A 15,344-nucleotide genomic window follows, 5' to 3' on the forward strand; every position below is an offset into this window, starting at 1 on the left:
ATCGGAACGGTGCTGGCTGCCGCCGGCGTCACGCCCGTCCGGCAGCCACCCGATGGGCCGGTCAGGCCGTCATCGCGGAGTCGCTCACCGGCCTGGGCAGCACCACGTCGGTACGAAAATGGCGACCGAAGAGCAGCTCGCGATCGGGAACGCGCTCGGGGATCGGCCGCGACACGACCGTGTAGTTCAGGAAGTCGCGCCAGGTGACGTTCCCGGAAACGCTGCAGCCTCCCCAGCTTCCGCTGGAAATCACCTGGGTGTAGGGAACGCCGCTGCCGAGACTTCCCGAGTTGGTCATGGTCGACTGATTCCAGACCACGCGGCACGTGTCGGCCGTGTTCGCCAATTGTTCGGCTCGTACGGCGCTCGAGCTGTAGAGCCCGCAACTGTGTCCGCGACCGTAGTTGTCGAGGATGCGCCGCACGAGCTGCGCCGCCTGATCGAACGAATCGTATGCCGACATGGTCAGCACCGGCGCGAGCTTCTCGTGCATGATGGCGCTGTCGACGTGCGGACTCGGGTGTGCGACAACCAATGTGGTGACTTCGCGGGCCGGGTCCACGGCGATGCCCGCCGCCTCGGCCAGCTGCCGGACCGGGCGTCCGATGAGCTGCCGGTTCAGGTTCCGACCGTCCGGCCAGAGCGCGGTCGCCAGCCGGTCGCCCTCGGATGCGGTGCAGAGATGGCCGCCGGCACGCTCGAGTTGGGCAGCGAACTCGTGGATGACCGTCCGATCCACGAGCACGTTGCTCTCGGAGGAGCAGGACGTTCCGTTGTTGTACGAAGCGCCGAACAGAATCCGTTCGGCGGCATACGCCAGGTCGGCCGACTCGTCGACGACGACGGTCGGATTCCCCACGCCCGCACCGAAAGCGGGCGTACCGCTGGAGTAGGCGCGGCGCACCGCACCACTGCCGCCGACCGCGACGACGAGATCGGCCGCGGCCATGAGCGCCTCGGCGGCTTCTCGGCCGGTGACGTCCAGGCATTGGATCAGATCCGGTGGAGCACCCAGCCGCAGCAGGGCGTCGCGCATGAGATTCACCGATTCCATCGCGACGCCGTGCGCGCGGGGGTTCGGGGTGAAGATGACCGCATTGCGGGTCTTCAACATCGTCAGCGCATTGCACATCACGCCGGACCCGGGCGCGGTGGCCGGGCTCGCGACCGCGACCACGCCGATGGGTCTGGCGATCTTCCGGATGCCCGATCGCGGATCGTCCTCGACGACACCGACGGTGACCGCACCGTGCAGGTCGTGTAGCAGCCCGAGAACTCGTGCGCGTTGTAGCTCGTAGAGATGCTGCGCATCGCCGAGGCCGGTTTCGGCGTGACTCCGATCGGCGATCCGCCGCGCGGTGTCGGTTCGATAGCACACCCAGCCGACCGCGGCGACGACGTCGTCGACGGTGGCCTGGTCCCACCGGGCGGCCTGCGCCTGGGCCGCCCGGGCGCGCTGCATGGCCGCCCGGACAGCGTTCTCGACCGATCCGCTTGTCATACCCAGCCTTTCGCCAGTGCGAGGACCTCGTGCAGCACGGCGACCGCCTCGGAGACCTCGGCGTCGGTGACGACACAGGGCGGAGCCACGTGGATGCGGTTCTCGGCGGTCAGCGACAGCACGCCGCGCGCGGCGAGTTCTCGTTTGCAGCGCGCCATGACGGCCGCGGAAATCGGCTCGCGGGTATCGCGATTCGCGACGAGTTCCGCCACCCAGAACACGCCCTCGCCCCGCACCTCGCCGATCATCGGGAACCGATCGGCCAGGTCGGCGAGCGCGGGACCGAGCACTTCGCGGCCGATCCGGTCCGCGTTCGCGACAATGCCTTCGGCGGCCATCGTGTCCAGTGTGGCGACGATGGATGCCGCGGCCAGCGGGTGGCCGCTGTAGGTGAGTCCACCGGGAAACACCCGATCCTCGAAGGTTGCCGCGATGTGGTCGGCGATGATCACTCCGCCGACCGGAACATAACCGGAGTTGACACCCTTGGCGAACACGATCAGATCGGGTTCGCCACCGTGCCCGGTGAACGCGAACCATCGTCCGGTACGGCCGAATCCGGCCATCACCTCGTCGAGAACGAGCACGATGCCGTAGCGGTCGGCGATCTCACGCACACCCGCCAGATATCCGGGCGGCGGCACGAGGACGCCCGCGGTGCCCGGCACGCTCTCGAGCAGGATCGCGGCGACCGTATCGGGTCCTTCACACTGCACGATGCGCTCGAGATGCCGCAGCGCGCGTTCGCTCTCCTGCTCCGCCGAAGTGGAGTAGAACTCGCTGCGGTAGAGATACGGACCGAAGAAATGCACATGGCCGCGGGAGTATTCGTTCGGCAGCCGTCGCCAGTCGCCGGTCGCGGCCACGGCGGCGCCCGTATTGCCGTGATACGAGCGGTACGCCGAGAGCACCTTGTCCCGGCCGGTGTGCAGTCGTGCCATCCGGATCGCGTTCTCGACGGCGTCGGCGCCACCGTTGGTGAAGAACACCTTCCGGAACCCGGCCGGCGCCCGCTCGGTGATGCGTCGTGCGGCCTCGCCACGCGGCAGCGATGCCACCGCCGGGCTGCAGAAGGAAAGCTGCCGGGCCTGATCGGCGATCGCTTGCACGACGGCCGGATGCTGGTGCCCGACATTGACATTGATCATCTGGCTGGAGAAATCGAGCCAACTGCGTCCGGCGTGATCCCAGACCCGGCAGCCGCTGCCGCCCGCCAGGACGGGCAGCTCGAGCGCGGTCTGGGCCGACCACGAGTGGAAGACATGCTCCCCGTCCAGCTGACGGGCACGCGTGTCGAGGTCGAGGTCCGTGTGCGTCACCGCGCTACGTTCCGCTCGTATCGGCCGCGGAGCGCATCCAGGCTCCGCATGCTCGCCAGGACGGAGTCGTCGTCGACGCCGAAGTCGATGAGGCAGGCGATTTCGTTCACGCCGGCCTCGTGCAGGACATCGACCTGGCTCTGCACACTGTCCGGCGTGCCGAAGAGGGCAGCGGTGCGGTAGTAACGCTCGAACGCGTACGCCAGCACAGTCTCCCGGGACTGCTCGTCCAGCTGGTCCAGAGCGACCGCTTCTCGTCGCCACAGATCGACCGAGTCCGCCAGATACCGTTTGAACGGTCCCTCGACCGTCCGGCGCACCGTGGTCTCGTCGGATCCGAGGAAGGTGTGCAGCATCAGCGTGACGTGACCGGTGCCGGGATCGAAGCCGCTCTCGGCGCGTGCGCTGCGGTACGCCTCGATCTTGCCGGACAACTCGGTGATGTCCTGGAAGAGCAACGCGGTGATGACATTCGCCCCGGCCGCGCCGGCCTGCCGGAATCGTTCCACACCACCGCTGCAGGTGATCCACACCGGCAGTTCGGGCTGGATCGGGCGCGCCGCGATGCGGAGTTCGACGGTGTCCCCCTTACCGTTTCGCCGTTCGATCGGCGATCCGCGCCACAGCTGCCGTACCGTCTCGACGGACTCGAACGTCACCGCCTGGCGGTCTTCGTAATTCTCGGGTGCGAAGACGAAATCGTCTGCGTTCCAACCGGTTGCGAACGCGACATCCACGCGGCCGCCGGAGAGGCCGTCGACGACCGCCCATTCCTCGGCGACCCGGATCGGGTCGTGCAGCGGCAGGACCACGCTCCCGGCCCGGATGCGCAGCCGGCGCGTGGCCACCGCCAGCGCCGCACCCAGCACCGACGGATTGGGGAACGGGCCGCCGAACTTGTGGAAGTGCCGCTCCGGAATCCAGACGCCGGTGAATCCGTGTTCGTCGGCGAAACGGCTGCTGTCGAGCAGCAATCGGTACGGGTCCCCGTGGCCCTGGTCCGCATCGCTGGCGAAGAAGAACAGACTGAACTGCAGCGCCGAGGGATCCGCGGGGATCGAGACCGGCAGGGGCGCAGTGGCCGCGGGGGCAGAGTGGACGGCCGCCCGTAACGGATCCCGGCTCTCCGGCACGGCACTGGGCGCCGGCTCGGAGCTGGTCGCGATCTTGGCGGCCAGTTCGGCGAGGCTGATTCCGTCGAACAACCACTCGATCTCGAGTTCCATGCCGTACTGCTCGTCCACGAACCGGATCAAGGCGACGGCCTTGAGAGAATCGAGGCCGAGCAAGGCCATCGGCCGATCGGTATCGATGTCGGACAGGGGAATCCGGAACTGTTCCGCCGCCCAACTCCGAATCTCGTTGACAACGAACGCAGTTCGCTCATCGGAGGTTGCGGTTGCGGTCACGACTGGTCTCCCGGGGTATCGAACTGGGCGAGGAAATCGGCGCGGGCCTGGCGCCGTTGGAGCTTCCCGCTGGTTGTCCGAGGAAGCTTCCCGGGGCGCAGGCACACCACCTGCGACACCGTGACCTGATGTTCTCGCGCGACGAGCACCTTGACGGCATCCTCCACGGCGCCGGGTTCGGCCCGGCCGCCGCGCGGATCGAGTTCCGCCATCACGACAATGCGCTCCTCGGAACCGGAGGGCACGGCAAAGGCCGCGCAGCCGTTGCTGCGGACCGCTGGAAGACCGTCCTCCACGGTGCGCTCGATATCCTGCGGATAGACATTGCGCCCATTGACGATGATGAGGTCCTTGAGGCGACCGGTGATGTAGAGCTCGCTGTCCGCCACAAACCCGAGATCGCCGGTGCGCAGGTACTTTCGGTCCGTTGCGGAGCTTGACGCGAGTCGTGCGCGGAAGCAGTCCTCGGTGTCCTGCGGCCGCCGCCAGTAGCCTGCCGGAATGCTCGGTCCGGCGAGCCAGATCTCGCCGACCTCGCCGTCGGCGCAGCGAGTCCCGGTGAGCGGGTCTACCACCAGAACGTCGGTGTCGATCCACGGCCCGCAGTTGATCACTTCGTGCAGCGCGTCGCCGGCCGCGGCCGGCCGGCCGGGAGCCGGCGTCGGTCGCGAGCGAATTCCCGCACCGACCGGCCCCCCGGCAACGAACAAGGTCGCCTCGGCGAGACCGTAACAAGGGAAGAAGGTTTCGGGCCGGAAGCCGCTGACCGCGAAGTGCTCGGCGAATCTCGCGAGCACCTGCGGATTGATCGGCTCGGCTCCGACGAACGCGACTCTCCAGTTGCCGAGGTCGAGCGTCGCCGCGTCCTGCCGGCTCACCCGCTGAACGCACAGATCGAAGGCGAAGTTGGGCGCGCCGGAACTGACAGCGCCCGCGGCGCCGGCGGCGGCGATGGCCCGGAGCCAGAGCAAGGGATCACGGACGAAGGCGAGTGGTTCCATGACCGTGACCGGAAAGCCGACATACAGCGGTTGCAGCAGCCCCGCGATCAGGCCCATGTCGTGGAAGTACGGCAGCCAGGTCACACCGCGCCGACCGGAATGATGGTCGGCGGCGCGCCGAATCTGCTCGATGTTGTGCAGGAGATTGCGGTGCCTCACCTCGACGCCCTTCGGCGAACCGGTGGAACCGGAGGTGTACTGCAGGAAGGCGATATCGTCGGGCGACACCCGATCGGGCAGCTCCCCAGCGGTTCGAACGGCCTGCTCGGCGAGCAGCCACCGCAGGTCGCGCAAGACCTCGGACTTGGCGAATTCCTCGGCCATACCGGCCTGGACCGCTGCGGTCGAGACGACGATCCGCGCCCCGGAGTCCGCGACGATGCCGGCCAAGCCGTCGATGCGACGGCGCGACGGCATATGGACCGGCACACCGATCCGCCCGGTGCGCAGGCAGGCCAGGAATGGGCAGATGAAACTCTTGTTGTCGGAGAACAGCAGAATTACGGGTTCGTGCGGATCGGTGACGGCGACCAGTTCGGACGCAATGCGGGCCGACTCGGATTCGAGATCCCGATAAGTGAATTGGTCGGCGATACTTCCATCGCGGCCGAGGAATTCGTACACCACGGTTGCCGGACCGATTTTGCTACGTTGCAATAGGAGATCGACAAGCGATGATTCTGTGTTGCTAGGAATTTCCCCGGAATCAAGCATTCCTGTATTTGCGTAGCTCGACGACAAAAAATCTCCCCAATTCAATCCCGCGCCAGCGGAAGAACCCTCACTTTTCGGGCAAACGCCACACAGAATCCGAACTATAGCACCGCCGACCGGGGCATCTCTCGCATGTGACGCAGCTCACCGCGCTGATGACCGGCTTGTCGGTCCCCTCGTCCGGTGCTAACGTGGCGCTGGGAGTTATCTGGGGAAGATTGGGAGTGGGGATTCGAAGAAAATCCGTGTGGGCATCGTAGCGGCATGAAGCGACATGCCCGGCGATCGCGGCCCACATCTCTCTGATAATTCTGTCAGTTTGCTCTACGGGTGGGGTCGTGTCTCTGATCGATGTGTCGTTGAACAATGCCGATGCCGGACTTCGTCGACTGCAAATGTCGAAAACGCAGGAATTCATCTGGATAACACATCTGGTCAATCCGGGCGCACCGATGACGGTGTCCGCTTACATCAGACTCGACGGTCCGGTTTCCTACGATCTACTCGAACGCGCGATGGCCCACTGCGCGGACGAGACGGAATCGCTGCAGGTCAAGTTCGCCGAACCGACCGCGGGCACCCTGCCGGTCCAGTACCTCGACAGCCGTGTGGAGTTGACGCTCCCCGTCCGCGACTTCGGCGAAGCCGATCGGCCCGAGGCCGAAGCGCTGGCGTGGATGCGTGCGCAGCACTGCGAATTCTCATACGACACAACACTATTGCGGTATTCGCTGCTACGGATCGCCGCCGACCGGCACTTCCTCTTCGTGGTGGCTCACCACATCGTGATCGACGGGTTCGCCGCCTTCTCGGCGATGCAGCGGATCGCCGACCTGTATTCGCGCCTGCACGCAGGCGACGCGGTGACCCGGGACGATCGCCGCGGACTGATCAACCTCGAGACCGCCGAAGCGGACTACCGGGCCGGCGCGCGCTACGTCGCCGACCGCGAACACTGGGCCGACCGGATGACCCGCATGCCGGCCCCGGTGGCGCTCGGCGCCAGGGCCGCCGTGGCCGGTGCGACGAATCTCTACTGCGAGGTTCCGCTCGACAACGCGGTGACCGACATGATCAGCCGCGCGGGCATGAAGGTCTCGGACCTCACCGCGGTCGCGTACGCGCTGTGGGCATCCCGGATCAGCCGCACCCAGCGGTTGACCGTGACCCTGCCGGTGACGGCGCGGACGACACCCGGCACGCTGCGCTCGGCCGGTTGCCAATCCAACCTGGTTCCAGTCGAATTCGATCTCGCGGACCACCGCACCGCAGCGGATGTCGTCGAGCAGTTCTCGGCACAGTCCCGGGAGATCATGCGGCACCAGCGATTCCCCGCCGCGGAGATCCTGGCGCTGTCCGGCGCCGACCGATCGGCGTCGCGGTACTTCGGGCCGATGCTCAACATCATGATGTACACCGGGGAATTCGTCGTCGGCGACGCCCTCGGGACCATGCATTTCCTGAGCACCGGACCCATCGACGACATGGCGTTGACACTGCACCGCGTCGCCGGCGGCGAGCTGCGGCTGGCCCTCGAGGCGAACCCGGCCGTGCATCGCCACGCCGATGTGGCGGCGCACGTGCGCCGTATCGCACTCGTGCTGGAGCGGCTGGCGCGGAATCCCGCGGCGCCGCTGGGTGATATCGACATCCTCGACGAGCAGGATCGGGACCTGATCGCCGAATACGGGCGCGCGAGCACCGCGGCGCATCCGGCCGTCCTCGCGGATCTGATGGCCGCGGCGGTCGCGGCGGCCCCCGAGTCACCCGCCGTGATCGACGGCTCGGCCGTACTGACCTACCGGGAACTCGACGAACTCTCCAACCGGGTCGGCCGATCGCTGATCGCGGCGGGCATCGGACCGGAAGACATGGTGGCCCTGGCGATTCCGCGATCCATGTCGTCGTTGATCGCGACCTGGGCGATCGCGAAGACCGGCGCGGCCGCCGTGCCGATCGACTCCGGGTATCCGGAGGAGCGGGTTCGTCAGCTGGTAGCGGATTCCGGTGCCCGGCACGGCATTCGCGTGCAAGCGGGGCCGGCGGACCTGCCCGAGAGCGTGACATGGCTGCTGCTCGAGGAGCTGATCGCCCGGCCGGCTTCGGCGGACCACATCACCGACGCCGACCGCGTGCGGCCGCTGCGACTCGAGCATCCGGCCTATGTCACCTACACTTCCGGCTCGACGGGGCGGCCGAAGGGCGTCGTCGTGAGCCAGGTGGGCCTGGCGGGGTTCTGCGCCGAACAGCAGCGGCGATATCGCACGACCGTCGATTCCCGGATTCTGTACGCGGGTTCGCTGTCCTTCGACATCACCGTCGCCGAACTCTTGATGGCGATCGGCTCGAGTTCGGCCCTGGTGGTGTGCCCGGCCGAGGTCTACGGCGGCCGGGAGCTGGCCGAGGTGATCGACGGCAACGCTGTCACCCACATGCTGGTGACGCCGTCGGTGCTGGCCACCCTCGATCCCGGAACGGTGAGCACGGTCCGCGTCGTCATCGTCGGCGGTGAGTCGTTCTCCGGCGAGGTGGTACGCCGCTGGACCGACGCGATTCCCGGGCTGGACTTCGTCAACAGCTACGGTCCCACCGAAGCCACGGTGTTCACGACGATGAGCGCGCCACTCGTGCCGGGGGGTTCGCTGAATGTGGGCCCGCCCATGCGCGGCACCCGAGCGTGGGTGCTCGACGCACGCCTGCGGCCGGTCCCGGTGGGCGTGGCAGGTGAGCTGTACATCGCGGGCGTTCATCTCGGGCGCGGATACCTCGGACAGCCCGGCCGGAGCGCGGAACGGTTCGTCGCGTGCCGGTACGGCGACGGCGAACGGATGTACCGCACCGGCGACATCGTGCGCTGGGCGGCCGGCGGCGACCTGGAATACGTCTCGCGCGCCGATTCACAGGTGAAGGTGCGCGGGTTCCGCATCGAACTGGCCGAAATCGACTCGGTGGTCACCGCATTCGACGCGGTGACGCACGCGGCGACCGTCACGCACACGACGGCGGCGGGCACCACCTCGCTGATCTGCTACATCGCCGTCGCCCAGCCGGGCCGGCTCGATCACGCCGAACTGACCGGCTACGTCGCCGAACGGCTACCCGCGCATATGGTTCCGGCGCTGTTCGTCGAATTGACCAGTGTTCCACTGACTTCGACCGGGAAGCTGGATCGCGCCGCGCTCCCCGCACCGGAGCTGCCCGAGGTCGCCTACCGCGCCCCGCGCACCGCGATCGAAATCGCCGTCGCGGAGGTCTTCGCCGAGGTACTCGGGCTCGAACGGGTCGGACTCGACGATGCGTTCCTGTCCCTGGGCGGGGACAGCATCCTGGCGATCATCCTGGTATCACGGGCCAAGACACGGGGACTCGCGCTGACCGCTCGTCAGATCCTCGGACAGCACACGGTGGAGGAACTGGCCGCGGCCGCGATGGATGTTGCGGCCCAGCCTGATTCGGCAGCCCTCGACCATCACCCACTGGCCTCGCCGGCCGCCGCGGACCTGGAACGCTGGCAGCGGCGATATCGACAGGTGACCGACGTCTGGCCGCTGACCGGCATGCAGGCCGGAATGTGGTTCCACGCCCAGCACGACGCTGTCGACGTCTACACCGTGCAGTTCGTCCTCACGCTCGCCGGTTCGGTCGACACCGCCAGGCTGCGGCGATCGGCCGAGGCGGTCGTCGCGCGGCACGACAATCTGCGCGTCGCCTTCACCACCGATGAACTCGGGCAGCCGGTTCAGCTCGTGGTCGACCCGGTGAGCGTGCCGTGGACCGAGCATCCGGAGACGCTGACCCACGACGCCGCCGCCGGGATCGCGGAGCGCGACCGGCTCGCGCCGTTCGATCTGTCGACACCGCCGCTGCTGCGATTCACCCTGGTGCCGGTCGAGAACGGGCAGTGGACGTTCATCGCCACCCTGCACCACATCCTGATCGACGGCTGGTCACTGCCGATCCTGCTGCGCGAGCTGCTGGCGAACTATGCCGCACCGGAGTCGGCCGGCGTGCTCACCGGCGGCCCGTCCTACCGCGACTACCTGAGGTGGCTGCGCCGCTCGGACCCGATCGCGTCCGCCGCGGTGTGGACCACCGCACTCGCCGGAGCAGAACCGACACTGCTGGCGGGTCCCGCCCACGACGGCCGGGCAGACACCGTTCCACACCGGTTCACCACCACGTTCGGCGCCGACCGCACCGCGGCGATCAACGCCGCGGCCGCCGCGTGCGGGACCACGCCGAACACCGTGTTGCAGGTCGCGCTGGGCCTGCTGCTGGCCCGGGCGACCGGGCGGGTGGACGCCGTCCTCGGCAGTACCTCCGCCGGGCGGCCCGCGGACCTGGCCGGGGTCGAGTCGATGGTGGGTCTGTTCCTCACGACGACGCCGGTATGGATCGCACCACGCGCGGACGAGCCGATCGGCGCGTTCCTGGCCCGCGTGCACCGCGAACAAACCGACCTGCGCGAACATCAGTGGGACGGCCTGGCGCACATCCAGGCCGCGGCGGGCGCCGGCGCATTGTTCGACACGCTGCTGGTCTTCGAATCGTTCCCGCTCGACACCACGGCGCTGCTGCGGGAGGCCGGGGACGTCGACGGCATGTCGGTGCTCGAGATGTCGGCTCGCGACGCCACGCACTATCCGCTCACCGTGGTTGTCCATCCCGGCGCCGATATCGGCGTCGACTGGTCCTATCTGCCGAATCGGTTCGGCGAGAACGATATTCGTGCGCGGGCGGACGAGCTCGGCACCATACTCGATGCGATGCTCGCGAACCCGGCAGCGCCGGTGCGCGCGATCGGCGCCGGGTCGGGTCCGGCGAGTTCGGCGCTCACCGGCACACCGTGGCCGGCGGCTTCGGATGCCACCCTGGCCTCGGCCTTCGCGGCCGGCGTCGAGGATTTCCCCGATCTGCCGGCAGTCCTCGACTCGGGGCAGACGCTGTCGTATCGCGAATTCGCCGCACGCGTCAACCGGACGGCACGCGCGTTGATCGAGCGCGGCGCCGGGCCCGATGTCGCGGTGGGCATTCTGCTCGAACGATCCACGGACCTGCTGGTCGCGGTGCACGCGGTGCACGCTGCGGGTGCGGCGTACGTGCCGTTGGATCCCGAGTACCCACAGCCCAGAATCGAGCAGATGGTCCGCGCCGCGAACGCGGTATGCGTGGTGACCAGCGCGAAATTCGCCGGGAGCCTGACCGTTCCGGTGCTGCGCATCGACGAATTCGACGCAGCGGGGTACGCCGACGTGCCGATCGGCGCGCAGGAGCGCCGCGCACCGCTGCGCCCCGACAACCTCGCCTACATCCTGTTCACCTCGGGCTCGACCGGGGCTCCCAAGGGCGTGGGCGTCACCCACCGCGCGATCATGAACCGGCTGGCATGGATGCAGTCGGCCTACCGCATCGGCACGGGCGATGTGGTGTTGCACAAGACGCCGGTGACGTTCGACGTGTCGGTGTGGGAATTGTTCTGGCCGTTGCACACCGGCGCCGCCGTGAGCATCCTGGAGCCGGGAGCCCACCGGGATCCGCTGCGGATCGCGCAGCGCATCCGCGACGACAGTGTCACCGTCGCCCATTTCGTGCCGTCGATGCTGGCCGCGTTCCTCGACACCGTCGACGCCGCGGGAACGTCCGCCCGCGGTTCGCTGCGCGACGTCATCACCTCCGGCGAAGCGCTGCCCGCCGGGCTCGCCCGACGAGCGCGCGCCGCGGTCGGCGCCCGGGTGCACAACCTGTACGGCCCCACCGAAGCAGCCGTGGATGTGACCTTCCACGAGGTCGTCGACGCCGATCTGACGTCGGTCCCGATCGGCGCTCCTGTCCACAACACCGGTACCTATGTGCTGGACAGCTGGCTGCGACCGGTGGCGGCCGGGGTGCCGGGTGAGCTGTATCTGGCCGGCGTCCAGCTGGCACGGGGATACGTGGGTCGCGCGGACCTCACCGCGGACCGCTTCGTCGCCGACCCCTTCGCCGCCGGCGAACGGCTGTATCGCACCGGCGATCTGGTGCGGTGCACCACCGCAGGTGCGCTGGAATACCTGGGCCGCACCGATTTCCAGATCAAGATCCGCGGAATCCGGGTGGAGCCGGGCGAGATCGAGGCCGTGCTGACCGACATCCCGGCCGTGCAACGGTCCGCGGTGGCCGGCATGCCCGACGCGCACGGACGTCAGCGCCTGGTCGGCTATCTGGTGCCGGCTCCGGGCGCCGAACCGGATCTCGCCGCGGTGCGCGCACATCTCGCGCAGCGCCTGCCCGCGCAGCTGGTGCCGCAAAGTCTCGTCGTGCTGGATGCGTTGCCGCTCACCAGCTCCGGCAAATTGGCCCGCGCACAGCTGCCGGCCCCCGACACCGCCGGATCGCAGCCCTCGCGCCCCGCGCAGGACGGACCCGAGCAGGTGTTGTGCCGGCTGTTCGCCGAGGTGCTCGGCGTCGCCGAGATCGGGGTGGAGGAATCCTTCTTCGATCGCGGCGGCGACAGTATCGCGGCGATCCAGCTGGTGAACCGCGCGCGGCGAGAACACCTGCGGTTCAGCCCGGCCGAGGTGTTCGACCACCGGACCCCCGCCGCGCTTGCCGCGGTCGCGGTAGTCGAGGCGGACCGTGCGACACCCGTGCTGGACGGCGTCCCGACCGGCCCGGTGCCGATCACTCCGATCGTCGCCCGCTATGCCGAGCGCGCCCGATCCTGCCCCCGCGACGGTTTCCATCAGTCACTGCTACTGAAAGTGCCTGCGGCACTGAACTTCTCGGCCCTGATCGCGGCCGTGGCGGCGATCGTCGAGCACCATGATGTACTCCGGGCCAACTGGGTTCGCGCCGTGAACGGTGGCAGCCTCGAGATCGCCGATCACGCTGCCCCCGCGCAGGGTTCGGTACGGCGGGTTGCGATCGATGGTGACCCGACTGCCGCTGAGCTGGCCGAAATGGTCCGGGACACCATGGATCTGCTCGACGCCACCGCAGGCGCCACCCTGCACGCCGTATGGCTGGACGCGGGTCCGAACCGGCCCGGCCGGTTGCTGTTGCTCGCCCACCACCTGGTCATCGACGGGGTGTCGTGGCGGATCCTGCTACCGGACCTGGTCAGCGCTTACACCAGCCTCGCTGCCGGGTCGGCGGCCGTGCTCGAGCCGGTCGGCACACCGCTACGGGTATGGGCGGCCGAATTGGCCGCACTGGCCCGGACCGAGACCGTGTCGGCGGAACTCGAGCATTGGCGCGCGGTGGTCGGCGGAACACGAATGACGGTGGCCGACCGGGCATTCGACATCGATGTGGATACCCAGCGCACCGCTCGCTTCCTCGGGGAAGAACTCTCGAACGAGGACGCGGAGGCGCTGCTCACGACCCTGCCCGCGAGGTTCAATGTGGCCGTCGACGATGTGCTGCTCACGGCGCTGGGCGCGGCGGTCACCCGGCTGCAGCGTGAACACGGCCGGCCGGTCGGCCCACTTGTGACCGAGACCGAGCGGCACGGCCGGGACGAGGAGCTGGTTCCCGGCGCCGATCTGTCGCGCACCCTCGGATGGTTCACCGCGGTAGTGCCGGTCCGGCTGGATGCGTCCGCCGTGGCCTGGGACGGCGTCGTCGCCGGCGGCGATGCCGTCGCCGATCTCATCAGGCAGGTCAAGGAGCAAGTTCGGACGCAACGTCGCACCGACCTGGCGTACGGCCTGCTGCGGTTCGTGAACCCGGACACGGCGGCGATCCTGGCCGCCGCCGATCCGGTCGAGATCGGGTTCAACTACCTGGGCCGGCTCGGTGCTTCCGCCGACCTCGCGGGCTGGGAATTCGCCGATGCGACAAGGCCTTTCGACAGTGGCGCGCAGGACGGATTCCCGCTCGACCATCTACTGGAGGCGGTGGGCGGCGCACAGGTCGGCGGCGCGGGCACGGTGCTCCGGTTCGGACTCGGTTATGCGGCACAGGCGATCTCCGACCAGGTGGCCGCGCGGCTGTTGCGGCTGTGGACCGACGCACTGCAAGGGTTCATCCGGTACGCGGCGACGGATCGGGTCGCCGGGACGACACCCTCGGATCATGACCTGGTGAGCGTGTCCCAGGACGAATTGGACGAGTGGGAGACGGAATTCACCGATCTCGCCTTCGAATAGCGTGGAAGGAAACAGCATCGGATGACGACCTCGACGTCGGAATGCGCGCCGGGGGACATCGACAGCGTCGATCTCCGCCTGCCCGCAGTGCACGCGGAATACGACCTGAGCGAATACTGGGCGACGTTGCGTGACGAGCACCCCGTGTACCGGCACGACCCGGACCGGGACGGTACCGGGTTCTGGGTGATCAGCCGGCACGAGGACGTGCAGGCGCTGCTGCGCGACGTACGCCGATTCCCGTCCGAGCGCGGTAACGGCCTCGATACCCTGCTGGCCGGCGGCGATCCGGCGGGTGGGCGCATGCTGGCGGTCACTGATGGCCGGCGCCACGCGGCGCTGCGCAAGATCGTCATGCAGTCGTTCACCCCGCGTTTCGTGTCGACCCTTGTCGAGGGTGTCGAGCTGGCCGCCCGACAGTACGTGGGCGAGGCCCTGCAACAGGGCGAGGTCGATTTCGTCGCGGCCGTCGCGGAGAAGATCCCGCTCGACACGGTGTGCGATCTGCTCGACATCCCGCAGGCCGACCGCGCCTATCTGGTCGGACTGACCAGCACGTCGCTCGCCGGGACGGGTGCGACAGCCGAGCGTTCGGACGCGTTCGCGGCCAAGAACGACATCCTGATGTACTTCTACGACCTGCTGGAGGAACGCCGCGACCCGGATCGCGGCGACATTGTCAGTGGTCTGGTCGCCGCCGAGATCGATGGCGAACCGCTCGACGAGTTCGACGTGGTGCTGAACTGCTACAGCTTGATGCTGGCCGGCGACGAGACCACCCGATTGGCGATGGCGGGCGCGGTGCAGATGTTCCTGGCCGAGCCCGGCCTGTGGGCTTCGTTCCGCGATGGCGAGATCGATCTCGACCTGGCCGTCGAGGAGATCCTGCGCGTCACCACCCCGACACTGCACGCCGGACGATATGCGGCCGAATCGGTCGAGCTGCACGGCCGCCGGATCGCGGAGGGTGACGTGGTCACCCTGTGGACGGCGTCGGCGAATTTCGATCCGAGGGCCTTCGGCAATCCCGCCGCGGTCGACCTGGCGCGCGCCGACAACAAGCACCTCACCTTCGCCTACGGCCCGCACTACTGCCTCGGGGCCTTCCTCGCACGCGCCGAGATCAAGGCGTTGCTGGTCGCCATGCGCGAGCAGGTGCGAGAACTGCGGGCCTGCGGGCGACCGCAGCGGATCTACTCCAACTTCCTCAGCGGCTACGCGTCGCTTCCGGTCGCGCTGAGCGCGTGAATCTCACACCCACAGAACAGGAT

The 15,344-nt window shown here is 68.3% G+C and carries 6 protein-coding genes; 2 read left to right on the forward strand and 4 right to left on the reverse strand.

Going from position 1 to position 15,344, the window contains the following annotated elements:
- Positions 1-61: 61 nt before the first annotated feature.
- The 4 genes from ACH438_RS16700 to ACH438_RS16715 are packed head-to-tail and all read right to left on the reverse strand — an operon-like array spanning position 62 to position 5,887.
- On the reverse strand, positions 62-1,501 hold the full coding sequence (locus tag ACH438_RS16700) for an aldehyde dehydrogenase family protein (RefSeq protein WP_397005898.1): 1,440 nt from the start codon (positions 1,499-1,501) through the stop codon (positions 62-64).
- Positions 1,498-2,820 carry an aspartate aminotransferase family protein gene (locus tag ACH438_RS16705; RefSeq protein ID WP_397005900.1) on the reverse strand — a complete coding sequence of 441 codons (1,323 nt, stop codon included), beginning with the start codon at positions 2,818-2,820 and terminating at the stop codon, positions 1,498-1,500. Before ACH438_RS16705 ends, ACH438_RS16700 begins: the two co-directional genes overlap by 4 nt.
- Positions 2,817-4,229 carry a MupA/Atu3671 family FMN-dependent luciferase-like monooxygenase gene (locus tag ACH438_RS16710; RefSeq protein WP_397005902.1) on the reverse strand — a complete coding sequence of 471 codons (1,413 nt, stop codon included), beginning with the start codon at positions 4,227-4,229 and terminating at the stop codon, positions 2,817-2,819. The genes ACH438_RS16705 and ACH438_RS16710 overlap by 4 nt, the downstream gene beginning before the upstream one ends.
- Positions 4,226-5,887, reverse strand: a complete 1,662-nt coding sequence (locus ACH438_RS16715; protein ID WP_397005904.1) for a fatty acyl-AMP ligase — start codon at positions 5,885-5,887, stop codon at positions 4,226-4,228. The genes ACH438_RS16710 and ACH438_RS16715 overlap by 4 nt, the downstream gene beginning before the upstream one ends.
- Positions 5,888-6,282: 395 nt before the next feature.
- On the opposite strand from ACH438_RS16715, the gene ACH438_RS16720 reads away from it, so the two are divergent.
- Entirely contained in the window at positions 6,283-14,073 is a 7,791-nt protein-coding gene (locus tag ACH438_RS16720) for an amino acid adenylation domain-containing protein (RefSeq protein ID WP_397005906.1), read from the forward strand.
- A gap of 21 nt (positions 14,074-14,094) precedes the next feature.
- Positions 14,095-15,321: a cytochrome P450 gene (locus ACH438_RS16725; protein ID WP_397005908.1), complete on the forward strand. Its 1,227-nt coding sequence runs from the start codon at positions 14,095-14,097 to the stop codon at positions 15,319-15,321.
- Positions 15,322-15,344: the final 23 nt, after the last annotated feature.

Origin of the sequence: Nocardia sp. NPDC020380, assembly GCF_044386975.1 — a bacterium.
Lineage (GTDB): Bacteria > Actinomycetota > Actinomycetes > Mycobacteriales > Mycobacteriaceae > Nocardia.

What these genes read in the sequence shown, in the direction of transcription:
- ACH438_RS16700 (WP_397005898.1), bottom strand. Translation starts at nt 1,501, where the DNA reads ATGACAAGCGGATCGGTCGAGAACGCTGTCCGGGCGGCCATGCAGCGC.
- ACH438_RS16725 (WP_397005908.1), top strand. Translation starts at nt 14,095, where the DNA reads ATGACGACCTCGACGTCGGAATGCGCGCCGGGGGACATCGACAGCGTC.